Below are 22,359 nucleotides of genomic sequence, written 5' to 3' on the forward strand. Positions count from 1 at the left end.
CGCCTCCGTAGCTCAGGGGATAGAGCGCCGGTTTCCGGTACCGTAGGTCGGGGGTTCGAATCCCTCCGGGGGCACAGAATCCAGTCGGCGACGACTGCCGGGCGGCCGTTCGCGGCGGCCCGGTGCCGATACCCCCAGGTGGCGACACCCCAACGAAACGCGACGCCCGTTCGTCTCTTCCTATGACGGCGGACCGACCGCCGTCGGGAGGAGCCGCGCTTGGCCCGGTCATGGGATGACGTCGCGACGCAGCTCGTCGCGGAACGCGGCGATGCGCTCACGCGCTACGCGTACCTGCTCACGGGCGACGCCGACGACGCCGCCGACCTCGTGCAGGACGCCCTGGTGCGCACGTTCGGCAGCCCGCGATTCCAGCTCACGCTCCCGCGGGCGGAGGCCTACGTGCGACGCGCGATCCTGAACGCGGTCATCGACCGGTCCCGCCGTGGCGCCACGTGGCGCCGGGTGCGCCACCTCGCCGTGGCCCCGGCCGTCGCCGACGTGCCGCAGGACCGGAGCGACGCGCGCATCGACCTCATGCGCCGCGTGCGCTCGCTCGCGCCCCGACAGGCCGCGTGCATCGTGCTGCGCTACTACGACGACCTCACCGTCGACCAGGTCGCGCACACGCTCGGGCTGAGCTCGGGTGCCGTCAAGCGGTACCTGAGCGACGGCCTGCGGGCGCTCTCCTCCTCGATCGAGGCATCCGACGGCCCGCCCGCCACTGCCGGCTCGACCCGAACGGAGGGTGACCATGTCGCCTGAACCCCGCGACCTCTCGGCGGCGCTGTCGCATGAGGCGGATGCCGCGTCCGCCCGCCCCGTCGACCTCGATGCCGTGCTGCGCGGCAGCCGTGCGCGCCGCCGCGGCCGCCGCAGGGCGGTCGTCGGGGCGACGGCCTCGATCGCCGGGCTGCTCGCCGTCGGCGGGCTCGTCTTCGCCGTCGGGGCGATGGGCCCGCGCCTCGCCTCCTCGACGGCCGACGGCCCGGTCGGGGCCGAGTCCGCCGAGAGCGGCGCGGACGCCGGCGGCTCACCGATCGCCCCGCAGGACGGGGCGCAGTTCGGCGAGGACCTGCGCCTCCTCGCGCCCGAGACCCTGAACACCTGCGGCGCCCCGATCGCACCGGCGACGGATGCCGCGAGCCTGCCGCTCACGGCGGAGGTCGAGCCGTCCGCGACCGCGGTGGCCCCGGGTTCGGAGTCCACGGTCGAGGTGCGTGTCACGAACGTGGGCACGACCACGGTCGAAGGGCTGCTGAGCGCACCCGCGATCACGGTCTCCGACGCGGGCACGACCGTGTGGCATCCGCGGCTCGGAAGCGGCGCCGAGGGCGGCTCGGAGGCCGTCGCGATCGGCCTGGCGCCCGGTGAATCGGTCGTGCTGAGCGGCGTGTTCACCGCCTCCTCGTGCGTCGGCGGCGGCGAGGAGGCGCTCGGCGGCCCCGCGCTCGAGCACCTCGCCCCCGGGGCGTACGGGCTCTCGGCCGCGATCGCGTTCACGTCCTCGGCCGGAACGGCCGAGGGGCTCATCGTCTCCCCCGCGGCATCCGTCCCGGTCGGCTGAGGACCCGGCCGCCCCGGTCGGGCGGAGCCGCCCACGCGCCGTGGACGGTGACGGCGGCTCCCCGTAGACTCGAGGCATCCGTGCTGACGCGGAGAATGGGCAGGGGTGCATGGCGTCGTCACGTGGCGGTCGGTTCGGGGTCACGGCGGCCGTCGCGGCCGCGCTCGTGCTCTTCGGGGGGTCGCCCGCCTGGGCCGAAGACCCCGTCGACTTCGGCTCGAGCCCCATCGTCGACACCGTCGGAGCGCTCGGCGGCGACACCGACGACGTGCTCTCGGCCATCGAGAAGACCGCCGACGACACCGGGCGCCAGCTGTTCGTCGCCTACGTGGGCGAGTTCACGAACCCCGAGCAGGCCGACACCTGGGCCAACGACACCGCGGTCGCGAACAACATGGGCGCCGAAGACTACCTGCTCGCGGTCGCCGTCGACGGGCGGGCCTACTACCTCTCCGCCGCCGACAACGCCTCCGTCTCCGCCGACGAACTCGACCGCATCAGCCTCGAGGTCATCGAGCCCGAGCTCCGCGATCGCGACTGGTCGGGTGCCGCCATCGCCGCGGCCGAGGCGCTGGGCGGCGGTTCCGGCGGTTCCGGCTGGGGGTGGGTCTGGTTCCTCGTCATCGCGGCCGCCGTGGTCGCCGTCATCGCGATCGTGCTGTCGCGCCGCCGCAAGGGCGGCAAGGGCCAGGGTCCCGCGGATGCCTCGGGCGGTCCGGGCACGTCACCGCCGGTGCCGCTCGAGGAGCTGCGCCGCCGCGCGGGCTCGGCGCTCGTCGCGGCCGACGACGCCGTGAAGACGAGCGAGGAGGAGCTCGGCTTCGCCGTCGCCTCCTACGGCGACGACGCGACCGACGCCTTCCGCACGGCGCTCGAGCAGGCGAAGGCGAAGGTCGCCGAGGCGTTCGGACTGCAACAGCTCCTCGACGACGACGTGCCCGACACCGACGCGCAGAAGCGCGAGTACTACGAGGGCATCCTCGCGGCCACCGGCGCGGCCGACGCGCTGCTCGACGAGCAGGCCGAGGCGTTCGACGCGCTGCGCGACCTCGAGCGCAACGCGCCGGCCGAGCTCGAACGCGTCCGCGCCGAAGCGACCGCGGCGCGGTCCGCGACGGCGCCCGCCGACGAGCGTCTGCACACGCTCGGCGCCGAGTACGCGGCATCCGCACTGGCCGCCGTGGCCGACAACACGGCCCAGGCCGCGTCCCGCCTCGCGTTCGCCGACGAGGCGCTCGCCCGGGCCGAGGCCTCGATCGCCGGCGCGCAGTCGGCCGAGGCCGCGGTCGCGATCCGGGCCGCTGAAGAGGCCGTCGACCAGGCCGGCCTGCTCACCGCGGCCGTGACCCGGCTGGCCGACGACCTCACGGCAGCCGATCGAACGCTCGCCGACGGCGTCGCCGACCTCGAGCACGATGTCGAGACCGCACGGGCCCTCGGCGGGGCGGCCTCGCCGCTCGCCGATCGCACGGCGACCGTCGCCGCCGAGCTCCGCGCAGGGCTCGGCGTCGCGGGCCGCGATCCGCTCACCGCGACGGCGCGCCTCGCGCAGGCGAACACCGAGATCGACGCGGCCATCGCGAGCGCCCGCGACGCCGCCGAACAGGCGGCGAGGGCGCAGGCGCTGCTGCAGCGCTCCGTCGACGGGGCGCGCGTGCAGGTGCAGACGGCCGAGCAATACCTCACGGCCCGGCGCGGCGCGGTCGGCACGGAGGCCCGCACCAGGCTCGCCACCGCCGCGCAGTTGCTGCAGCAGGCCCAGACGAGCTCCGACCCGGCCGCAGCACTGCAGGCCGCGCAGCAGTCCGAGCGGCTCGCCGCCGAGGCGCTCTCGCTCGCCCGGCGCGACGTCGAGGGATTCGGCGGCGGCTCCGGCGGCGGAGCAGGCCAGGGCGGCGGCTTCGGCGGCCAGGGCGGCAACGTCATGGGCGCCGTGCTCGGCGGCATCCTCATCGAGTCGATGCTCGGCGGCGGCTCCCGCGGCGGCAGGTCCGGCAGGTCCGGCGGCTTCGGCGGCTTCGGCGGCGGCACCTCGCGCGGCGGCGGGGTCGGCGGCAGCTCCCGCGGCGGTTCCGGTCGATCCGCCGGGAGCTTCGGCGGCGGCGCCACCCGAGGGCGCCGCGGAAGCGGAGGCCGCTTCTGAACGAGCCGATGCCGACCCGAGATCCGCCCGCCCTCGAGCGCCCGACCCACGACGCCGGCGCCCGCATCCGGCGACGGGACCCACGAACCGACGAAAGGAAACCAGCATGACCAAGCAGTCCATCTTCGGGAGGATCTCCACCCTCCTGCGCGCGAACGTCAACGCGCTCATCGACCAGGCTGAAGACCCGCAGAAGATGCTCGACCAGATGGTGCGCGACTTCACGAACAGCATCGCCGACGCCGAGGCGGCCATCGCCGAGACCATCGGCAATCTGCGCCTGCTCGAGGACGACCACCGCGAAGACGTCGAGGCGGCCCGCACCTGGGGCGAGAAGGCCATCGCGGCCAGCCGCAAGGGCGACGAGCTGCGCGCCGCCGGTGACACGGCCGGCGCCGACAAGTTCGACAACCTCGCGAAGGTCGCGCTCGGGCGCCAGATCTCCTCCGAGAACGAGGCCAAGGCGTCCGAACCGCAGATCGCGGCCCAGACCCAGGTGGTCGACCAGCTCAAGTCCGGGCTGAACGGCATGAAGGAGAAGCTGGTCCAGCTGAAGAACAAGCGGTCCGAGCTGCTCGCCAGGGCCAAGACCGCCGACGCCCAGCGCCAGGTCAACGACGCCGTCAAGTCGATCGACGTGCTCGATCCCACGAGCGAGCTCGGCCGCTTCGAGGAGAAGATCCGGCGCGAGGAGGCCGTCGTGCGCGGTCAGTCGGAGCTCGCCGCGTCGAGCCTCGACGCCCAGTTCAACGAGCTCGACGACCTCGGGGAGCTCACCGAGGTCGACGCGAGGCTCGCCGCGTTGAAGTCCGGCGGCGCCCAGGGCCAGATCTCGGGCTGACGCGCGACCGCATCCGCGATCGGGTCGGCTGGCACCGGCCGACCCGATCGCGCGATACTTGGCACATGCCCGCAACCTTCATCGTCGTCCCGCTCTGGCAGGGCTCGATCTCCTCGCGCGCGATGAGCCTGGCCGACGGTGCCGCCGCGATCCGCGGCGACCTCCCGTCGGCGGCCACCGTGACCGTCGACGTGCCGGCCGAGGCCGGAGAATCGCTCGGCACCGGCATCCGCCGCTACAGCGCGCTGCGGCGCGTGCGCGAGCGCACCGATGAGCTCCTCGCCACCACGGCGGCCCCCGCGATCACCATCGGCGGCGACTGCGGCGTGGCACTGGCCGGCGTCGCCCATGCCTCGCGGCACGCCGACGGCGGCATGGCCGTGCTGTGGCTCGACGCGCATCCCGACCTGAACACGCCCGACTCCTCGCCCTCCGGCGGCTTCGGCGGCATGACCCTCCGGCACGTCACGGGCGACGGCGTCGACGGACTCGCGCTCGACCCCGAGACGCGCGTCGATCCCGCACGGCTCGTGCTCGGCGGCATCCGCGCCATCGATGCCGAGGAGCACCGCTTCATCGAGGAGCACGGCATCGACGTGCTGACCGTCGACGACCTCGCCGACCCGGCGGTCGTCATCGCCGCGCTCGAGGCCACGGGGGCATCGCAGGTGTTCGTGCACATCGACCTCGACGTGCTCGACCCGTCGGCCATGGCCGGCCTGTCGTACCCGATGCCGTTCGGCGTGAGCGCACCCGTGCTCGTCGACCTCGTGAAGGCCGTGGTCGCGCGCTTCCCGTTGGCCGGGGCCGCGATCGCCGGCTTCGCCCCGGGTTCGCCCGAATCGGCCGACGACGACCTGCCCACCATCCTGCGGCTCGTCGGCGCGCTCGCCAGCGGGGCGAGCGGCCAGCGCCCGGCCTCGGCGGCCGTCGCGAGCTGAGCCGGTCGGGTCGACGGCAGCGGCCGCCACGACCGATCCGGCCGTCCTGACCCGTCAAGGGGTGTGTTCACGGCCACGTCGTGCCTAGGCTTGGGCCGACGCCCGGTTCGCCGGGCACGAGGGGAGACGCATGCAGCGCGAAGTCGACGTGATCGTCCTCGGAGCCGGGCCGGTCGGCGAGAACGTCGCCGACCGCGTGCGGGCCGCGGGTCTCGAGGTGGTGGTCGTCGAACACGAACTCGTGGGCGGCGAATGCTCCTACTGGGCATGCGTTCCCTCGAAGGTGCTGCTCCGCAGTGCCGCGGCGCTGCGGGCCGCCCGGCGCGTGCCCGGCGCGGCCGAGGCCGTCACCGGCGAGCTCGATGTCGCCGCCGTGCTGCGCCGCCGCGACTACTGGGTCTCCGATTGGAGCGACGACGGTGCGATGGAGTGGCTCGACGGCGCGGGCATCCAGCTCGAGCGAGGACACGGCCGCCTCGACGGCCCGCGGCGCGTCGTCGTCGAGCGCGACGACGCCGAGGCGGTGACGCTCGTCGCGAGGCACGCGGTCGTCGTCGCGACGGGCTCCGACCCCGTGATCCCGCCCATCCCAGGTCTCGCCGAAGCGGCGCCGTGGACGAGCCGGGAGGCGACGAGCGTGCAGCAGGTGCCGGCGCGGCTCGCGATCATCGGCGGCGGGGTCGTCGCCTGCGAGATGGCGACGGCGTACGCCGGTTTCGGCACCGAGGTCACCGTGCTCGCGCGCAGCGGGCTGCTCGGCCGCATGGAGCCGTTCGTCGGCGACGCGGTCGTCGCGGGGCTGCGCGGGCTCGGCGCGACGGTGCGCACCGGGGCATCGCCCGTCGGCGTCGAGCGCACCGGGTCGGGCGAGGTCGTGCTGACCCTCGACGACGGCTCGACGGTGACGGCCGACGAGGTGCTCGTCGCCACGGGCCGCAAGCCGCGAACGGATGCCGCGGGGCTCGAGACCGTGGGACTCCAGCCGGGCGACTGGCTCGACGTCGACGACACGTTGCGCGTGGCCGGCGTCGAGGGCGCCGACGACCTTCCCTGGCTCTACGCCGCAGGCGACGTCAACCATCGCGCCCTGCTGACCCACCAGGGCAAGTACCAGGCGCGCGCGGTCGGCGACCTCGTCGCGGCGCGGGCCGCGGGGCATCCGCTCGACACGCAGCCCTGGGGCGCGCATGTCGCGACGGCCGACCACTCGGCCGTGCCGCAGGTCGTGTTCGCCGAGCCCGAGGCGGTGCAGGTCGGCGCGACCGAGGCCGAGGCGCGCAAGGCCGGCCGCGACATCCGCGTGGCCGAGGTCGCCCTCGAGTCGGCGAGCGGCACGGGCATCAACGCCGACGGAGCCGAGGGGCGCGCGAAGCTCGTGATCGACGAGCGGCTCGGCACGATCGTCGGCGCCACGTTCGTCGGCCAGGACGTCGCAGAGCTCCTGCATGCGGCGACCGTCGCGATCGTCGGCGAGGTGCCGGTCGATCGGCTCTGGCACGCCGTGCCCTCGTTCCCGACGATGAGCGAGGTCTGGCTGCGACTGCTCGAAGCCCTCGGCCGGCCGGATGCCGCCGACCGCGACGGGTCCCACGAGTGAGCCGGGTCACGATCCGGCTGACGGACTCCCCCATCAGCCGCGTCGGCTACTGGTGGGCGACGCTCGTCGGCTTCACGTGGGGGTTCATCTGGAGCACGGGCCGCGTGGAGCGCCGCAACGGCCTGTTCGTGTTCACCGGCATGCCGAAGTGGACGTTCGGCCGCGGCGGCTCCTGCGTCGGCCGCTGCTACCTCACCGACCGCAACGACTCCGACACCGTGCTGGGGCACGAGGCCGTGCACGAGCAGCAGTGGGCCAAGTACGGCATGCTGCTGCCCCTGCTCTACCTCTTCGCCGGACGCGACCCCCTGAAGAACCGCTTCGAGATCGAGGCCGGCCTCGAGGCGGGCGGCTACCTGCGCACGCCCCGCCGCCCCGCCGCTTCGCCTCGCGCCGAGAGCTGAGCCCGACGACCGCGAACGGCCGGTGGCTCCGCTCGGAAGGCACCGGCCGTTCGGTCGTGCGTGATCGGACTACTCGGCCAGCGCGCCCGCGATGGACTCGACGAGGGCGGGCATGCCGTCCTTCCACGAGAAGCTGAGCGCAGTGGGCGGCGAGACCGACGAGACCGTGATCGGGTCGTAGACCTGCGCGACCCGACCCGCGGCGACGGCCGGGATCGCCTGCGTCTCGGGCTTGGTGAGCACGGCCTCGGCCGCCTCCTTCGAGCTCGAGTAGTTCACGACGAAGTCGCTGTCGAGCTTGTCGAGCTGCTCATAGCTCAGGTCGAAGTAGAAGCCGCCGTCGCTCGTGTCGAGCTCTGCCACGCTCGGGGCGACCTCGAGGCCGAGTTCGGTCAGCACCTGGATGCGCGGGTCGGCGCCGGTGTACACGGACACGACGCCGTCGCCGTCCCAGATGCCGGCGAACGTCTTGCCCTCGAATTCGGGGTGCGCGGCGGCCTCGTCGGCGAGGTACGCGTGGATGTCGTCGAGCACGGCCTCGCCCTCGGCCTCGAGGCCGAGCGCGCGCGCCGTGATCTCGATGTTCTCGTCCCACGGGGTCGACCACGGGGCGTCGGGGTATGCGACGACGGGCGCGATGTCGCTCAGGGTGTCGTACTGCTCCTCGGTGAGGCCCGAGTACGGCGCGAGGATGAGGTCGGGCGCGGCCTCGATGAACTCCTCGTAGGGCACGCTCGCGCCGCCCTCGTCGTCGTTCAGCACGACGGGGTGATCGACGCCGGCCTCGTCGTACGCATTCTCGACCCAGGGCAGCAGGTTGCCCTCGCCGACGGTCCAGCTCTGCTCGGCGACGGCCACCGGGTAGACGCCGACCGAGATCGCGGCCTCGGTGGAGCCCCAGCCCCACGTGGCGACGCGCGCAGGGGCCGCTTCGACGACGGTCTCGCCGAACGCGTGCTCGATCGTGACCGGGAACCCCGTGCCGACGGCCGAGTCGGGAGCCGCCGTGGATTCGTCGGTCGTGCCCGATGCGCAGGCGGTCAGGGTCAGGGCGGTGGCGGCGAGGCCGGCCAGGGCGATGAGCGGACGTCGAAGACGCACGGGAAACTCCTCGGTTCGATGGTGGGGATAAGGCAAGGCTAACCTAAGCACTCCCAACGGCGAAACGCGGCCGGTCACGGACGCGTCACGATCCGGCCTGCTCCGCGCCGTCGCGCGCGGCCGTGTGGAACCGGCCGACCGGCACGATCATCGGCGAACCCGCGACGGGATCGGGAATGACGGATGCCTCGAGCGCGAACGCGTTCCGCACGGTCTCGGGCGTGAGGATGTCGCCGGGCCGGCCCTCGGCGATGATCGCGCCGGCCGACATGACGACGAGGTGGTCGGCGTAGCGGGCGGCGAGGTTCAGCTCGTGCAGCACCATGACGACGGTCGTGCCGCGCTCGCGGTTCAGCTCGGTGAGCAGGTCGAGCAGTTCGAGCTGGTGGGTGACGTCGAGGTAGGTCGTGGGCTCGTCGAGCAGCACGATGTCGGTCTGCTGGGCGAGCACCATGGCGATCCACACGCGTTGGCGCTGGCCGCCGGAGAGCTCCTCGAGCCTCCGGTCCGCCAGGTCGGCGATGCCGGTCGCCGCGAGCGCCTCGGCCACGAACCGGTCGTCATCGCTGGAATGACGCCCGAACCAGCCCTGGTGCGGGTAGCGGCCCCGGCCGACGAGTTCGGCGACCCGCACGCCGTCGGGCGCGATCGAGGACTGCGGAAGCACGCCGACGCGACGAGCGAGGTCGCGCCGCGGCATCCCGGCGACGTCGACGCCGTCGAGCGTGACCCGACCGCCGTCGAGCTGGTGCAGGCGCGCGAACCCGCGCAGCAGGGTGGACTTGCCGCAGGCGTTCGGGCCGACGATGACCGTGATGCGCCCGCTCGGGATCACGAGGTCGAGCCCGTCGATGACGCGTCGCCCGTCGTAGCCGAGGCTGACGCCCTCGGCGGCGAGGCCGACCGCGGTCGACGGGGATGCGGGTGCCTGGGCGGTCATGCGCCGGCCTTTCTCGTGGTGCCGCGGCGCTCGGTGCGGGCGAGCAGCCACAGCAGGTACGGTGCGCCGATGAGCCCGGTCACGATGCCGACGGGCGCGGTGAACTGCGGCAGCGCGAACTGGCCGAGCACGTCGGAGCCGAGCGTGAGCACGGCGCCGGTCATGACCGAGGCCGTGAGCGCGGCGCTCCCGTCGTCGACGAGCCGGCGCGCGATGGCGGGAGCGATGAGCGCGACGAACGCGATAGGACCGGCGACCGAGGTCGCGATCGCGATGAGCAGCACGGCGACGAGCAGCAGGATGCCGCGGCGGAGGTCCGTTCGCACGCCGAGGGAGATCGCGTGGTCGTCGCCGAGCGCGAGCACCGAGAGCCCCCGGGCGACGATCGCGACGAGGAGGCATCCGATCGCCACGCCGATCATGAGCAGCACGAGCGCATCGCCGCGCACGTCGGAGACGCTGCCGACGGTCCAGAGCAGGGCGGACTGCGCCTGCCGGATCTCGGAGCGGGCGAGCAGCCAGGCGATGAGCGAGCCGCAGACGTACGCGAGGCCGACGCCGACGAGCACGAAGCGGATGCCGTGCAGGCCCTGTCGCCACGCGGTCGCCCAGATGACCACGGCGACCGCGAGCCCCCCGGCGAGCGCGAAGCCCGACACCACGGCACCGGCGAGGCCGAGGCCGAGGATCGCCCACACGGCGCCGAGGCTCGCGCCGGCCGAGACGCCGAGGATGTCGGGGCTCGCGAGCGGGTTTCGCAGCACGGCCTGGAAGACCGCGCCGGCGAGCCCGAACGCCGCGCCGACGAACACCGCGGCGAGGATGCGCGGAAGCCTCAGGGTGAACACCACGAGCTGCTCGGTGCGGTCGCCCTGCCCGAACAGGGTCGCGAGCACGCGATCGGGCGTCAGGCTCGCGGCCCCCGATGAGAGGGCGATCACGGCGAAGACGAGCGCGAGCGCAGCGCCGACCGCGAGCGTGATGACGAGGCGTCGACGGTTGCGGTGCCGCACCGCCGCGACGGCGAGGCGCACGTCGTCGACGGTCGCGGGCGGCCGGGTCGTGGCATCCGTCGTCATGGCCATCAGAGCCCCGCCACGTTGCGACTGCGCGCGATCGCGATGAGCACGGGTGCGCCGAGGAAGGCCGCGACCACGCCGGCCTCGAGCTCGGAGTTCGGCACGATGAGGCGCCCGATGACATCGGCCGCGAGCAGCATGACGGGCCCGAGCAGCAGGGCGGTCGGCATGATCCAGCGGTAATCGGTGCCCACGAGGCGACGGGCCGCGTGCGGCACCACGAGGCCGACGAGCGCGATCGGGCCCGCGAGCGCGGTCGCGGTGCCGCAGAGGAGCACGAGCGCGATGCCCGCCACTGCGCGCGTCGTGCCGACCCGCTGCCCGAGCGAGTTCGCGACGTCGTCGCCGAGCGCGATGAGGTTGAGCCGGTTCGCGAGCACGAACGCGACGATCGCGCCGACGAGGATGAACGGCCAGAGCACGGCGGCGACGTCGAGGCCGCGCCCCGTGAGCGAGCCGACGGCCCAGAACCGGTACTGGTTGAAGGTGTCGGCGTCGCGGAGCAGCACGAGCGCGATGAGCGGCGTGATGAACGCGGTCACGGCGGCGCCCACGAGCGCGAGCCGCACGGGCTGCCCGCGGCCGATCGAGAAGACGATCGCGGCCGCGGCCGCCGCGCCGCCGAACGCGAACCAGATGTACTGCAGCGGCGAGCTCACCCCGAGGATCGCGATCGCGAGCACGACGGCGAGCGAGGCGCCGGAGTTCAGGCCGAGCAGGCCGGGGTCGGCGATGGGGTTGCGGGTGACGCCCTGGATGAGGGTTCCGGCGAGCCCGAGCGCGACGCCCGCGAGCAGGCCGATGACGGTGCGCGGCACGCGCAGCTGCCAGACGACGTTGTGGTCGGCGTTCGCGGGGTCGGGCCCGATGACGGCCTGCCAGACGACGCCCGGGTCGATGGGCCGCACGCCGAACACGAGGCTCGCGGCCACGATCGCGAGCAGGGCGAGGGTGCAGGCGGCCAGCACGGCGAGGGCCCGGCCCGTGCCGATGCGCCGGGGGCGCCGTCGTGCAGCTGTGCCGATCACGGGGGCGGCGCCGACGATCGTGCCCGCAACCTGCGGCGCCTCACTGCCCGTCACGGGGTGAGGCCCGCTCACTCGAGTTCGGCTCGGCCGCGGCGCCAATAGCCCATGAACGCGACCTGGCGGCGGTCGAGGCCGGCCTCGCGCACGAGGAAGCGTCGGAGCCCGGTGATGACGGATGCCTCGCCGGCCAGCCACGCGTAGCAGGCGCCGTCGAGGCTCTGCCCCTCTGGCACATCCCAGAGGGCGGTGTCGGGCAGGTCGGCGCGCTCGGCCGCCGCGAGTGCGGCCGCGGCGGCGTCGCCGGCCGCGCGGGTGACGCCGAGGTCGGCGAGGTGCCGCACGACCCAGTCGCGCACTGCGGGTGCGAGGAGCTCCCCGTGGGCGACGGACTGCGCGTCGTGCTCGCCGCCCCGGGCGAGCCAGGTCACGCGGACCCCGGCGGGTGCCCGGACGTCGAGCCGGTCGCCCCCGGTGGGCACCTCGAGGAACGCGGCGCCCGAGGCATCCGCCGGAAGGGACTCGAGGATCGCGCAGATCGCGGGCACCGCGGTCTCGTCGCCCGCGAGCAGGAGCGCGTCGACCTCGCCGGGACGCCAGTCGATGCCGGTCGTGCGGCCGGGGCCGAACTCGTCGGGTCCGATGATGACGATCTCGTCGCCGGGGCGGGCGCGTCCGGCCCACGCCGACGCGGGACCGCCGTCGCCGTGACCGGCGAAGACGAGGTCGACCTCGCGTACATCGGGGCGCACGGCCCGCACCGTGTAGGTGCGGAAGGGGTTGCGCTGATCGGCGGGGAGTTCACGCCAGCTCGAGTACCACTGCTCGCCGTCGGGGAAGGAGTCGAAGCCGTCGGCCTCGAGCGGCAGCACCACCTTCACGCGCTGGTCGAGCCCCGCGGTGCCGAAGTCGGCGAGGTCATCGCCCGTGAAGGTGATGCTCGTGAACGTGGGCGAGAGCCGTTCGACGCGGGCGACCTCGACGCGGAAGTTGCGATACGCAGAGCGCACGCGCGAGTCGGCTTCCGCGGGTGAGGTGAGCATTACCTAAGTCTGACACACGCCCGCGGGCGGCTCGAATCAGGGGGCGGGTTCGAGCGCCGCCGCACTTCACCAGACGAACGGGCCTCACCACACGGCCGGATGCCGCGGCTCCCGCCGCAACCGCCGCTCGAGCTGCGCGGCGACGGAGAACAACGCCTCTTCGCCGCCGGGGCGGCCGATGAGCTGCACGCCCATCGGCACGCCGTCGTCCGTGAACTCCACGGGCACCGTGATCGCGGGCAGCCCCGAGACGTTCACGAAGGAGGTGAACGGCGTGTACTGCACCTGCTGCGCGAAGTTGCGCTCGCCGTCCTCGGCGTCGTACCAGCCGACCGGGCGCGGCGTCATCGCCAGCGCGGGCGACAGCACGACGTCGTACGGCGCGAACCTCGCGATCGTGCGCCCCTCGAACTCGGCGAGCCAGCCCAACGATTCGGCGAGCCGCCTCGCGGGCAGGGCGCGCCCGCGTTCGAGCAGCCACTGCGTGAGGGGCTCGAGCAGCTCGAGTCGATCGCCCTCGACAGGAATGGTGCCGGCCCCCGCCTGCCAGATCGTGCGGAACGCCGGGGCGTATCCGGGCTCGGGCGCGGGCGCGATCTGCTCGATGCCGTTGCGGGCCGCATCGAACACCGCGATGGCCCGGTCGAGTGCCGATCGCGCCTCGGGCGCGACCTCGATGTCGTACGCGTCGTCCCACGGCGAATCGGTGAGCACGCCGACCTGGAACCGCCCCTCGCCGCGGATCGCGGCCCCGAGGTACGGGCCGTCGTCGCCGGGTGCGCGCACCGCGGACCGATGCCGTGCCGGATACCCCGTCGGCGCGATGAGCCCGTCGAGCAGCAGCGCCGCATCGGCCACGGTGCGGCCGATCGCGCCGACCACGCCGAGGCCGGCGAGGCTCGTGAGCCCCGAGCCGCTCGGCACGCGCCCGCGCGATGGCTTGACGCCAACGAGGCCGCAGGCCGCCGCCGGGATGCGGATCGAGCCGCCGCCGTCGGAACCCGGCGCGAAGGGCAGCATTCCGGATGCCACGGCCGCGGCCGCTCCCCCGCTCGACCCGCCCGCGCCGAGCGCCGGATCCCACGGGTTTCGGGTGGGCCGGCCGACGAGCGCCTCGGTGTACGAGGGCAGCCCGAACTCGGGCGTCGCGGTCTTGCCGAGGCTCACGGCGCCCGCGTCGTCGACGGCCTGCACGGTCTCGTCGGAGGCATCCGGCACGAAGCCCTCGAACGCGCGCGAGCCGAACACCGTCGCGACGCCCGCACGCGGATGCAGGTCCTTGTCGGCGAGCGGCATGCCCCAGAGCGGCGCCGGCTTCGGCGTGTTCGCGGCGACGAACGCGGCGCGCTCGAGCGCCCGCCCGGGCGTGACCGCGGCGAAGGCGCCGATCTCGGGGTCGATGCGCTCGATGCGCCCGAGGTAGTGCGCCGCGACCTCGACGGGCGTCACCTCCCCGCGCTGGAGCAGCTGGTGCAGTTCGAGGGCCGTGTGCTCGTGCAGTTCCACCATCCGAGCCTACGACCCCGCCCCGTGCCCGGCCGCTAGCATGGCGCTCGTGGGCAGCAACCCGGTCACGACCTCGATCACGCGGCATCCGCTCGTGTGGGGCGTCGGGTGGAGCCTCGTGTTCGGTGCCGCGCTCGTCGTCGCCGTGGTGCTCGACTCCCCCGGACTGCTCGACTGGGCCCTCATCGTCGCGCTCGCACTGCCGTCGACGATCGCGACGGTCGTGGTGCTCTCGGCCACGCCGCGCGCGCATTTCGAGGCGATGGCCTCGGTCTTCTCGCATTTCTTCGTGCGCTACCTCGCCCTCGTCATCGGCGTCGCCGCGTGGAGCGCGTCGGTCGTGGTCGGCGCGGCGATCTCGCAGACGATCCAGCTCGCCGCCGAGGGGCGCGAGGAGGACATCGTCGGCATCGGCTTCGAGATCATGGCGGTCATCGTGCCCGCCGTCGCGGCCGTGCTCTGGGCGGCCTTCGTGCTGCGCTGCGCGTGGTTCCTCGCCCGTGTGCGCGGCTGGGCCGAGGTTCCCAGGGCGGATGCCACGCCCGAGCGCCTGCTCGAAGCGCGGCCGGCGCTGCGGCGGGTCGTCGTCGGCCTCGCGCATCCGGCGCTGTTCGCCGTGTCGGGCCTCGTCGTCGCCGTCGCGGTGCCGTTCGCCGGAGGAGCGGCCGAGCTCGCGCTCTGAGCCCGCGTCGTGGCATCCGGAACCGCCCGCGTCGCGGCATCCGGAACCGCCCGCGTCGTGGCATCCGCTCGATTACTTGAGCGTCTTCTGCAGCAGCACCGTGCCGAGCCAGCGCTCGAACTTGAAGCCGACGCGGCCCATGCGCCCGATCTCGACGAAGCCGAACTTCTCGTGCAGCGCGATCGACGCCTCGGCGCCCTGGTCGGCGATGACGGCGATCATCTCCTTGAGTCCGGCGGCCTTCGACCGGTCGATGAGCTCGGCGAGCAGGGCGCGCCCGAGTCCCTTGCCGGATGCCGCCGGGCCGAGGTAGATCGAGTTCTCGACGGTGAAGCGGTAGGCGCGCTTCTGCTTCCACGGCGAGACGAGCGCGTAGCCGAGCAGCTGCCCCGACGGCGCCTCGGCGACGAGGAAGGGCATGCCGAGCTTGCGCAGGTAGGCGAACTTCGCCTTCCACTCCTTGAGCGTCATCGCATCCTCGTCGAACGTGACCGTGGAGTTCGCGACGTAGTAGTTGTAGATCTCGCGCACGGCCGGGAGGTCGGCCGGAACGGCGTCGCGCAGCCGGTAGGCGAACGGCGTCTCGGGCGGCGGGGACTTGCGCAGGTGCGGCGGCAGGGTGCGGCGCTGCTGGTATTCCTCCTCGAGCATGGCGACCACCTTACGCCCGGCGTGTTGCGAGCGGATGTCGCGAGCGGGCGTCGTCTCGTCGAAGAGGCGTCACGGAACGAGTTGCAGGAAGAAATCGGCCGACGCGCCGGTCGGGCCCGCTCGGTCCATCGGCGTGTCGGACATTGTTCCTGCAACTTGGCCCTGGCGCGCGACATCGAGTCGGTCGAGTAGATGCCCCCGCGCCGTATCGAGACCAGTCACGGAACGAGTTGCAGGAAGAAGCCGGCCGACACGCGGCCGGGCCCGCCCGGACGGTCGGCGTGTCGGACATTCTTCCTGCAACTCGTTGACGAGGAGGAGGAGGAAGAGGAGGTCGCGATACGCTCCTGCGTCGCTACTCGACCGCCGACGGCGGCTCGGCCGGCGGGAGCGACCAGTCGACGGGGTCCCCGCCCTGTGCGGCGAGGAGTTCGTTCGCGCGGCTGAACGGCCGGGATCCGAAGAAGCCGCGCCGCGCCGACAGCGGGCTCGGATGCGCGGACTCGATGACCGGCGTCGACCCGAGGAGCGGCTTCAACTGCTGCGCGTCGCGCCCCCAGAGGATGGCCACGAGCGGCGTGCCACGCGCGACGAGCGTGCGGATCGCGTGGTCGGTGACCCGTTCCCAGCCCTTGCCGCGGTGCGAGCCGGCATCGCCCGGTTCGACGGTGAGCACGCGGTTCAGCAGCATGACGCCGTTGCCGGTCCACGCCGAGAGGTCGCCGTGCGCGGGCGGCACGACGTCGAGGTCGGTGGTGAGCTCCGCGTAGATGTTGCCGAGGCTGCGCGGCAGCGGGCGAATGTGGCGCTCGACGGCGAAGGACAGGCCGATCGGATGCCCAGGGGTCGGGTACGGGTCCTGGCCGACGATGAGCACCCGCACGTCGTCGAGGGGCGCGGCGAACGCGCGGAGCACACGATCGCCGGCCGGCAGGTAGCCGCGGCCGGCCGCCGTCTCGGCGCGGAGGAACTCGCCGAGCGCGGCGATGTCGCCGGACACGGGCTGTAGCGCCGCCGCCCAGCCCGAATCGAGGAGCCCGTCGGCGGCGAGCTCGTCGAGCGTCTTCGCCACGTCAGGCGCCGAGCGTCGAGACGAGCACGCCGCCCTCGGTGGAGAGCACGCGCCAGACGCTGCCGGAGCCCACGACCCGCAGCCCGCCTTCGCCGACGATCAGCGCGGTGCGCTCGTCGATGCCGAGGGCGCTCTCGATGAGTTCGGACTCGACGGCCGCGACGAGGCGCGAGAGGTTTCCGCGTTGGGCGACATGCGCGTCGACCGCGACGTCGACGAGCCCGATGCCGGGCTCGACCTCGAACTCGACGCCGCCTTCGGTGGGGTCCTCGGGCGAGACGACCACGCCGTCGATGCGCGTGCCCCCGCCCAGCGAGACCTCCGCGGCGATCATCGCCCCGGCCGAGATGCCGAGATACGGCGTCCCGGTCGCGACCTGTCGTCGGAGCTCGCCGAAGATCGGCTCGACGGCGGCGCGGACCTCTTCGACGATGCCGCCGCCCACCACGATGCCGTCCACATCGGCGATCGCCGCCGGCTCGACGTGCGCGCCCGCCAGTGCGACGGTCACCTGCGGGTCGAACGTGCCGGCGCTCGAGAGCACTTCGACCAGGACGTCGGCCTGCGGCACCCCGGCCGGATGCACCGAGACCACGGCGACCCGAGGTCGCTCCCGGCCGGCCGTGCGAGCGCGAGCGGTCGCCTCGGCGAAGAACGGCGCATACAGCGGCGCGTGTTCGGCGCCGAGCGCGCCGCCGCCCACGAGATGCACGCTCATGCGACGGACCCCGCGACCGGCCCGGCGGCGTCCGTGCCCGAGGCATCCGCAGCCTCGACGGGCGGCAGCGCCGACCAGGGGAACACGATCCAGTCGTCGGTGCGACGGTAGTCGAAGTCGGGCTCGAGCACGGTGTGCGACTTCGTGTAGAGCGTCGCGCTGCGCACGTCGGCCCCGGCATCGCCGAGGATGCCGACGACCTTGGCGAGCGTGCGGCCCGAGTCGGAGACGTCGTCGACGAGCAGCACGCGCTTGCCGTCGAGCGCCGGGGCATCGAGCATGGGCGGGTGCAGGATCGGCTCGGGCAGGCGTTCGTCGACGCCGGAGTAGAACTCCACGTTGATCGAGCCGCAGGCCTTGGTGCCAAGCGCGTACGCGATGGCGCCCGCGAACAGCAGTCCGCCGCGCGCGATCGCGATCACCACGTCGGGCCGGAACCCGGAGCCGAGCACCTCGGCCGCGACACTGCGCGAGGCCTGCGCGAAGTCGTCCCAGGTCAGGATCTCGCGACGGATGCCGTCATCGGTCGCGGCGCCGTCATTCGCATCGAAGGTCATGCCCCAAGGGTAGTCGGCGGCGTCAGGCCGAACCGTCGACGGGCGGCTCGCCCGCGGCATCCGTCGTCGGGTCAGCGGTGCCCGCGACCGAGCCGGAACCGGACTCCGCCGCCGACGCCGCCGCCGGCGCCGAACCCGACGCCCCCGACCCCGCGGCATCCGCCCTCGGCAATCCGGTCGCGGGATCGTGATCGTGGTGCGCATGCGCCTGGCTCACGCGATCGCCGATGTACGAGATGATCGTCGCCGACGCCGTGCCGACGATCGCGACGCCGCCCGCCATGAGGAACACCGCGTAGAAGCGCCCCTCGGCCGTGACCGGGTACATGTCGCCGTAGCCGACCGTCGCGATGGTCACGATCGCCCACCAGATCGCGTCGCCGAACGTCGTGATCGTCGCCTCGGTCGACTTGCGCTCGGCCTGCAGGGTCGCGAGCGCGATGAAGTAGACGAAGACGACGGCGTAGCTCGCGCCGTAGATGATGATGTTCGCGCGCACCGCCGCCCCGCTGCGGCGCTGCAGGTACGGCACGGCGTGCAGCAGGCCGAGCACGCGGAACGCGCGGAAGACCGGAAGGATCGCCGACAGCACGTCGATCGGATGCGACCGGATGAAGGCCCACCGACCGCCGCGCGGCGTGAGCGAGATGCGCGCGACGATGTCGACGACGAAGACGAGCCAGGCCGTGATGAGCGACCAGAACAGCACGGAGTCGGGTCCGCGCGGGATCCACGGTGCGAGCACGTAGATCGAGTACACGACGATGAACCCGATGCCGAGCACCACGAGCGGCGTCGACGTGCGCCGCTCCCAGACGTCGCGTCGCGGAGCCGGGATCGCCGGCCGGCCCGTCACGTCAGCCCTCGGTCCGCACGGTCAACGGCCCCTTGGCCACGAGATGCGGGGCGGACTGCGCCACGGGCTTCACGACGATGAGGTCGAGGTCGACATGGCGCGGCTTCGTCACCGCGTCGACGATGACGTCGGCGACGTCTTCGGCGACGAGCGGCTCTGGCACGTCGTCGTAGACCGCGTCGGCCCGCGCCCGGTCGCCGCCGAAGCGCACGAGCGCGAACTCCTCGGTCTTGACCATGCCGGGGGCGACCTCGATGACGCGCAACGGTTCGCCGTTCAGCTCGAGGCGCAGAACCGCGGTGAGCGCGTGCGCCGCGAACTTCGCCGCGTTGTACCCGCCGCCGCCGACGTAGGCCGTGTGCCCGGCGATCGAGGTGACGTTCACGATGTCGCCGACGCCGCGCTCGGCCGCGCCGCGGCGCAGCAGGGGGAGCAGGGCGGATGTCACGCGCTTGAGCGCGAGCACGTTGACCTCGAACATCCACGCCCAGTCCTCGACCGACGACGCCTCGACGCTCGCGAGGCCCTTCGCGCCGCCCGCATTGTTCACGAGCGCGTGCACCGGGCCGGTGGCCTCGACGTGCTCGCGCAGCGCATCGACGTCGGCCTGCACCGTCAGGTCGGCGACGAAGACCGATGCCCCCGTCTCATCGGCGAGCTCGCGCAGCCGGTCCTCACGGCGGGCGACGCCGAGCACGTTCCATCCTGCGGCACGGAAGGCGCGCACCGTGGCGGCGCCGATGCCCGAGCTCGCACCGGTCACGACCACGCGAAGTTCACTCATGCGGCCCATTCTGCCGTGCCCCGGCCCGCGAAGGCGCAGCGGCGCACGGGACCGGCCGCGCTGCGGCATCCGCCCGACTGCGATTGAATGGAGCGATGCACCGAACCGCGACGACGAAGCACGGCGCACGGCGACGGGTGCCGCTCTGGGACAACGCGCGCTGGATCGCGATCACGCTCGTCGTGATCGGCCACGGCATCCTCCCGCTCATCGCCGAGTCCGACAGCGCGTACAGCGTCTACCTCTTCATCTACTCGTTCCATGTCGCGGTGTTCGTGACCGTGAGCGGGTACTTCGCGAAGTCGGGTCCGCCGAGCGCGAAGGCACTGCGCCAGATCCTCACCGACGTGGTGTTCCCGTTCTTCATCTTCGAGACCATCTGGGCCGTGCTCAAGTGGCTGCTCGGCGGCGAGCTCAGCCTCGACTACACGACCGCCTCGTGGACGCTGTGGTTCCTCATCGCCCTCGCCGTCTGGCGCATCGTGCTGCCCTACCTCGTGCTGCTCCGGTACCCGCTCATCATCGCGATCCTCGTCTCGCTCGGCGCCGGGTACACCGAGACCATCGACTCGACGCTCGCGCTCTCGCGCACGCTCGGCATGCTCCCGTTCTTCGTGTTCGGCTGGAAGCTGCGCCAGTGGCAGATCACCGACCGGTGGCTCGACCTGCGACCGGCCGTCGCGTGGCGTTGGCGCGCTGGCGCGATCGCCCTGCTCGGCACCGTCCTCGCGATCATGCCGATGACCATCGAGACGCTGCGCGACCTGAAGCTGCGACGCTTCATGCTCTACGACGAGTCGTACCAGGCCATCGGCTACGACGAGCCGTGGTCGGGCGGCATCCGCCTCGTGCTGCTCCTGCTCGCGATGCTGCTCGCCGTCGCGTTCCTGACCCTCATGCCGCGTGGCGCGCACTGGTTCACGCCGTTCGGGCAGGCGACGATGTACATCTACCTGCTGCACTCGTTCGTGCTCTACCCCTTCCGCGAGACCGGCGTGCTCGCCGGAGACCAGCCGTTCTGGGTGCTGCCCGCCATGATGGTCTTCTGCGTCGGCCTCTCGATCGTGCTCTCGCTGAAACCGGTGCGGCGGGTGTTCCGGCCGCTCGTCGAGCCGCGTGCCCGCTGGCTGTTCCGCCCCGAGCCGGCCACGGCCACCGGCACCATCGTGCTGCCCCCGCAAGAGCGCCCGTGACGGCGCGCGACGCCGCCTGACGCCGCGCGAAGGGCCGTGACGCCGTGTGTCGACCGTCGTTGCCGCGCGCCCGCGGCGAACGTAGCGTGGCCTCATCGCGGCGAGCCCGCGCCACGATCCGAGAAGGAGAGCACATGAGCGAGAACACCGCCGACTGGCGCTTCGAGACGAAGCAGGTGCACGCCGGGGCAGCACCCGACCCGGTCACCCACGCGCGTGCGACGCCGATCTACCAGACCACGTCCTACGTCTTCGACAACGCCCAGCACGCGCAGAACCTCTTCGCGCTGGCCGAGTTCGGCAACATCTACACCCGTATCCAGAACCCGACGCAGGCCGTCGTCGAGGAGCGCCTCGCCGCGCTCGAAGGGGGCAGCGGCGCCCTCCTCGTCGCCTCGGGCCAGTCGGCCTCGACCTTCGCCGTGCTGAACATCGCGCAGGCCGGCGACCACATCGTCTCCTCCTCCTCGATCTACGGCGGCACGTACAACCTCTTCAAGTACACCCTCGCCAAGCTCGGCATCGAGACCACGTTCGTCGAGAACCAGGACGACGCCGAGGAATGGCGCCGCGCGGTGCGACCGAACACCAAGCTCTTCTTCGCCGAGACCATCGGCAACCCGAAGATCAACGTGCTCGACATCCGCCTCGTCGCCGACGTCGCGCACGAGTCCGGCATCCCGCTCATCGTCGACAACACGATCGCGACGCCGTACCTCATCCGCCCGTTCGAGCACGGCGCCGACATCATCGTGCACTCGGCGACGAAGTTCCTCGGCGGCCACGGCACCGTCATCGGCGGCGTCATCGTCGACGGCGGCTCGTTCGAGTGGTCGAAGAACGTCGACAAGTTCCCGGGCCTCACCGAGCCCGACCCGTCGTACCACGGCGCCAGCTACACGGCCGCGGTCGGCGACCCGCTCGCCTACATCATCAAGGCCCGCGTGCAGTTGCTGCGCGACCTCGGCGCCTCGATCGCCCCGGCGAGCGCATGGCAGCTGATCCAGGGCATCGAGACGCTGTCGCTCCGCATCGAGCGCCACGTGCAGAATGCGCAAGAGATCGCGGAGTGGCTCGACGGCCACCCCGACGTCGCGAGCGTTAACTACTCCGGGCTGCCGTCGAGCCCCTGGTATGCGACGGCCAACCGCTACGCCCCCAAGGGCGTCGGCGCGGTGCTCTCGTTCGAGCTCAAGGGCGGCGTCGACGCCGGCCGTGCGCTCGTCGACAGCCTGTCGCTGTTCTCGCACCTCGCGAACATCGGCGACGTGCGCTCGCTCGTCATCCACCCGGCGTCGACGACGCACTCGCAGCTCACGCCCGAGCAGCAGCTCACGACCGGCGTCACGCCCGGGCTCGTGCGGCTCTCGGTGGGCATCGAGAACATCGACGACCTCAAGGCCGACCTCGAGGCCGGCTTCGCGGCGGCGCGCACGGCGACCGCTGCGGCCCGCGTCTGAGCAGGCCTCCAACACGAGCACGGCGGATGCCGCGGGCTGATCGGGCCCGCGGCATCCGCCGTCTCCGTCTCGACGCGGTCCGTCCTTGGCGTCGGCAGGCGAGGGCTGCCGACAGGGCGGAGATGACATCGCGAGTCGTTTCGGCCCGCTGCATCGCCGGCACCGTAACAATGCCGCGGGCGCATGCCGAGTCCGGGAG

General features: G+C 72.9%; 22 protein-coding genes and 1 tRNA gene. 11 read left to right on the forward strand and 12 right to left on the reverse strand.

Annotated features, from left to right (window positions below; genetic code table 11):
• Position 1: 1 nt before the first annotated feature.
• The 8 genes from AC3IPY_RS13080 (at position 2) to AC3IPY_RS13115 (ending at position 7,493) form a co-directional block, all read left to right on the forward strand.
• Positions 2 to 74: transfer RNA gene (locus tag AC3IPY_RS13080), tRNA-Arg, on the forward strand.
• 145 nt (positions 75 to 219) lie between these two features.
• Complete coding sequence (locus AC3IPY_RS13085) at positions 220 to 765, forward strand: sigma-70 family RNA polymerase sigma factor (RefSeq protein ID WP_489184709.1); 546 nt, start codon at positions 220 to 222, stop codon at positions 763 to 765.
• Positions 755 to 1,567, forward strand: coding sequence for a hypothetical protein (locus AC3IPY_RS13090; RefSeq protein ID WP_489184710.1), 813 nt, complete (start codon positions 755 to 757; stop codon positions 1,565 to 1,567). Before AC3IPY_RS13085 ends, AC3IPY_RS13090 begins: the two co-directional genes overlap by 11 nt.
• A gap of 109 nt (positions 1,568 to 1,676) precedes the next feature.
• Complete coding sequence (locus AC3IPY_RS13095) at positions 1,677 to 3,710, forward strand: TPM domain-containing protein (RefSeq protein ID WP_489184711.1); 2,034 nt, start codon at positions 1,677 to 1,679, stop codon at positions 3,708 to 3,710.
• 106 nt (positions 3,711 to 3,816) lie between these two features.
• Positions 3,817 to 4,551: a PspA/IM30 family protein gene (locus AC3IPY_RS13100; protein WP_489184712.1), complete on the forward strand. Its 735-nt coding sequence runs from the start codon at positions 3,817 to 3,819 to the stop codon at positions 4,549 to 4,551.
• A 65-nt stretch (positions 4,552 to 4,616) separates the two neighbouring features.
• Positions 4,617 to 5,492, forward strand: coding sequence for an arginase family protein (locus tag AC3IPY_RS13105; RefSeq protein WP_489184713.1), 876 nt, complete (start codon positions 4,617 to 4,619; stop codon positions 5,490 to 5,492).
• Between the two features lie 130 nt (positions 5,493 to 5,622).
• Positions 5,623 to 7,089, forward strand: a complete 1,467-nt coding sequence (locus AC3IPY_RS13110; protein WP_489184714.1) for a dihydrolipoyl dehydrogenase family protein — start codon at positions 5,623 to 5,625, stop codon at positions 7,087 to 7,089.
• Entirely contained in the window at positions 7,086 to 7,493 is a 408-nt protein-coding gene (locus tag AC3IPY_RS13115) for a Fe-S oxidoreductase (protein ID WP_489184715.1), read from the forward strand. The genes AC3IPY_RS13110 and AC3IPY_RS13115 overlap by 4 nt, the downstream gene beginning before the upstream one ends.
• 69 nt (positions 7,494 to 7,562) lie before the next feature.
• Here the strand turns inward: AC3IPY_RS13115 and AC3IPY_RS13120 are convergent, their stop codons facing one another.
• The 6 genes from AC3IPY_RS13120 to AC3IPY_RS13145 form a co-directional block, all read right to left on the reverse strand.
• Positions 7,563 to 8,594, reverse strand: coding sequence for an iron-siderophore ABC transporter substrate-binding protein (locus AC3IPY_RS13120; RefSeq protein WP_489184716.1), 1,032 nt, complete (start codon positions 8,592 to 8,594; stop codon positions 7,563 to 7,565).
• 85 nt (positions 8,595 to 8,679) lie between these two features.
• On the reverse strand, positions 8,680 to 9,534 hold the full coding sequence (locus AC3IPY_RS13125) for an ABC transporter ATP-binding protein (protein ID WP_489184717.1): 855 nt from the start codon (positions 9,532 to 9,534) through the stop codon (positions 8,680 to 8,682).
• Positions 9,531 to 10,619 carry a FecCD family ABC transporter permease gene (locus AC3IPY_RS13130; protein ID WP_489184718.1) on the reverse strand — a complete coding sequence of 363 codons (1,089 nt, stop codon included), beginning with the start codon at positions 10,617 to 10,619 and terminating at the stop codon, positions 9,531 to 9,533. Before AC3IPY_RS13130 ends, AC3IPY_RS13125 begins: the two co-directional genes overlap by 4 nt.
• On the reverse strand, positions 10,619 to 11,695 hold the full coding sequence (locus AC3IPY_RS13135; RefSeq protein WP_489184719.1) for a FecCD family ABC transporter permease: 1,077 nt from the start codon (positions 11,693 to 11,695) through the stop codon (positions 10,619 to 10,621). Before AC3IPY_RS13135 ends, AC3IPY_RS13130 begins: the two co-directional genes overlap by 1 nt.
• A gap of 14 nt (positions 11,696 to 11,709) precedes the next feature.
• The gene (locus AC3IPY_RS13140) at positions 11,710 to 12,681 is read right to left on the reverse strand and encodes a siderophore-interacting protein (RefSeq protein ID WP_489184720.1); all 972 of its coding nucleotides are present in this window, start codon (positions 12,679 to 12,681) and stop codon (positions 11,710 to 11,712) included.
• Between the two features lie 84 nt (positions 12,682 to 12,765).
• Positions 12,766 to 14,190: an amidase gene (locus AC3IPY_RS13145; protein WP_489184721.1), complete on the reverse strand. Its 1,425-nt coding sequence runs from the start codon at positions 14,188 to 14,190 to the stop codon at positions 12,766 to 12,768.
• A gap of 46 nt (positions 14,191 to 14,236) precedes the next feature.
• Here AC3IPY_RS13145 and AC3IPY_RS13150 point away from each other — a divergent pair, with 46 nt between their 5' ends.
• Positions 14,237 to 14,869 (forward strand): hypothetical protein, encoded by a 633-nt coding sequence (locus AC3IPY_RS13150; RefSeq protein ID WP_489184722.1) that lies wholly within the window; start codon positions 14,237 to 14,239, stop codon positions 14,867 to 14,869.
• A 72-nt stretch (positions 14,870 to 14,941) separates the two neighbouring features.
• Here AC3IPY_RS13150 and AC3IPY_RS13155 read toward each other — a convergent pair whose 3' ends face one another.
• From AC3IPY_RS13155 to AC3IPY_RS13180, 6 genes are all read right to left on the reverse strand, one after another.
• Positions 14,942 to 15,520, reverse strand: a complete 579-nt coding sequence (locus AC3IPY_RS13155) for a GNAT family N-acetyltransferase (protein ID WP_489184723.1) — start codon at positions 15,518 to 15,520, stop codon at positions 14,942 to 14,944.
• Positions 15,521 to 15,875: 355 nt separating this feature from the next.
• On the reverse strand, positions 15,876 to 16,592 hold the full coding sequence (locus tag AC3IPY_RS13160) for a uracil-DNA glycosylase (RefSeq protein ID WP_489184724.1): 717 nt from the start codon (positions 16,590 to 16,592) through the stop codon (positions 15,876 to 15,878).
• 1 nt (position 16,593) lies between these two features.
• A complete protein-coding gene (locus tag AC3IPY_RS13165) occupies positions 16,594 to 17,310 on the reverse strand; it encodes a Type 1 glutamine amidotransferase-like domain-containing protein (protein WP_489184725.1) in 717 nt (238 codons plus the stop codon).
• Positions 17,307 to 17,867, reverse strand: coding sequence for a phosphoribosyltransferase (locus AC3IPY_RS13170; protein WP_489184726.1), 561 nt, complete (start codon positions 17,865 to 17,867; stop codon positions 17,307 to 17,309). The genes AC3IPY_RS13165 and AC3IPY_RS13170 overlap by 4 nt, the downstream gene beginning before the upstream one ends.
• 22 nt (positions 17,868 to 17,889) lie before the next feature.
• On the reverse strand, positions 17,890 to 18,723 hold the full coding sequence (locus AC3IPY_RS13175) for a potassium channel family protein (protein ID WP_489184727.1): 834 nt from the start codon (positions 18,721 to 18,723) through the stop codon (positions 17,890 to 17,892).
• A gap of 1 nt (position 18,724) precedes the next feature.
• The gene (locus AC3IPY_RS13180) at positions 18,725 to 19,507 is read right to left on the reverse strand and encodes an SDR family NAD(P)-dependent oxidoreductase (protein ID WP_489184728.1); all 783 of its coding nucleotides are present in this window, start codon (positions 19,505 to 19,507) and stop codon (positions 18,725 to 18,727) included.
• A gap of 95 nt (positions 19,508 to 19,602) precedes the next feature.
• Between AC3IPY_RS13180 and AC3IPY_RS13185 the strand changes: the two genes are divergently transcribed.
• Positions 19,603 to 20,700: an acyltransferase family protein gene (locus AC3IPY_RS13185; protein ID WP_489184729.1), complete on the forward strand. Its 1,098-nt coding sequence runs from the start codon at positions 19,603 to 19,605 to the stop codon at positions 20,698 to 20,700.
• A 134-nt stretch (positions 20,701 to 20,834) separates the two neighbouring features.
• Complete coding sequence (locus AC3IPY_RS13190; protein ID WP_489184730.1) at positions 20,835 to 22,160, forward strand: bifunctional o-acetylhomoserine/o-acetylserine sulfhydrylase; 1,326 nt, start codon at positions 20,835 to 20,837, stop codon at positions 22,158 to 22,160.
• Positions 22,161 to 22,359: the final 199 nt, after the last annotated feature.

This window comes from Agromyces sp. GL_144 (genome assembly GCF_057834305.1).

Excerpts from the sequence above, each read along its gene's own strand:
- AC3IPY_RS13090 (WP_489184710.1), top strand. The coding sequence starts at position 755 with ATGTCGCCTGAACCCCGCGACCTCTCGGCGGCGCTGTCGCATGAGGCG.
- AC3IPY_RS13095 (WP_489184711.1), top strand. The coding sequence starts at position 1,677 with ATGGCGTCGTCACGTGGCGGTCGGTTCGGGGTCACGGCGGCCGTCGCG.
- AC3IPY_RS13100 (WP_489184712.1), top strand. The coding sequence starts at position 3,817 with ATGACCAAGCAGTCCATCTTCGGGAGGATCTCCACCCTCCTGCGCGCG.
- AC3IPY_RS13105 (WP_489184713.1), top strand. The coding sequence starts at position 4,617 with ATGCCCGCAACCTTCATCGTCGTCCCGCTCTGGCAGGGCTCGATCTCC.
- AC3IPY_RS13110 (WP_489184714.1), top strand. The coding sequence starts at position 5,623 with ATGCAGCGCGAAGTCGACGTGATCGTCCTCGGAGCCGGGCCGGTCGGC.
- AC3IPY_RS13125 (WP_489184717.1), bottom strand. The coding sequence starts at position 9,534 with ATGACCGCCCAGGCACCCGCATCCCCGTCGACCGCGGTCGGCCTCGCC.
- AC3IPY_RS13130 (WP_489184718.1), bottom strand. The coding sequence starts at position 10,619 with ATGGCCATGACGACGGATGCCACGACCCGGCCGCCCGCGACCGTCGAC.
- AC3IPY_RS13140 (WP_489184720.1), bottom strand. The coding sequence starts at position 12,681 with ATGCTCACCTCACCCGCGGAAGCCGACTCGCGCGTGCGCTCTGCGTAT.
- AC3IPY_RS13145 (WP_489184721.1), bottom strand. The coding sequence starts at position 14,190 with ATGGTGGAACTGCACGAGCACACGGCCCTCGAACTGCACCAGCTGCTC.
- AC3IPY_RS13155 (WP_489184723.1), bottom strand. The coding sequence starts at position 15,520 with ATGCTCGAGGAGGAATACCAGCAGCGCCGCACCCTGCCGCCGCACCTG.
- AC3IPY_RS13165 (WP_489184725.1), bottom strand. The coding sequence starts at position 17,310 with ATGAGCGTGCATCTCGTGGGCGGCGGCGCGCTCGGCGCCGAACACGCG.
- AC3IPY_RS13170 (WP_489184726.1), bottom strand. The coding sequence starts at position 17,867 with ATGACCTTCGATGCGAATGACGGCGCCGCGACCGATGACGGCATCCGT.
- AC3IPY_RS13180 (WP_489184728.1), bottom strand. The coding sequence starts at position 19,507 with ATGAGTGAACTTCGCGTGGTCGTGACCGGTGCGAGCTCGGGCATCGGC.
- AC3IPY_RS13185 (WP_489184729.1), top strand. The coding sequence starts at position 19,603 with ATGCACCGAACCGCGACGACGAAGCACGGCGCACGGCGACGGGTGCCG.
- AC3IPY_RS13190 (WP_489184730.1), top strand. The coding sequence starts at position 20,835 with ATGAGCGAGAACACCGCCGACTGGCGCTTCGAGACGAAGCAGGTGCAC.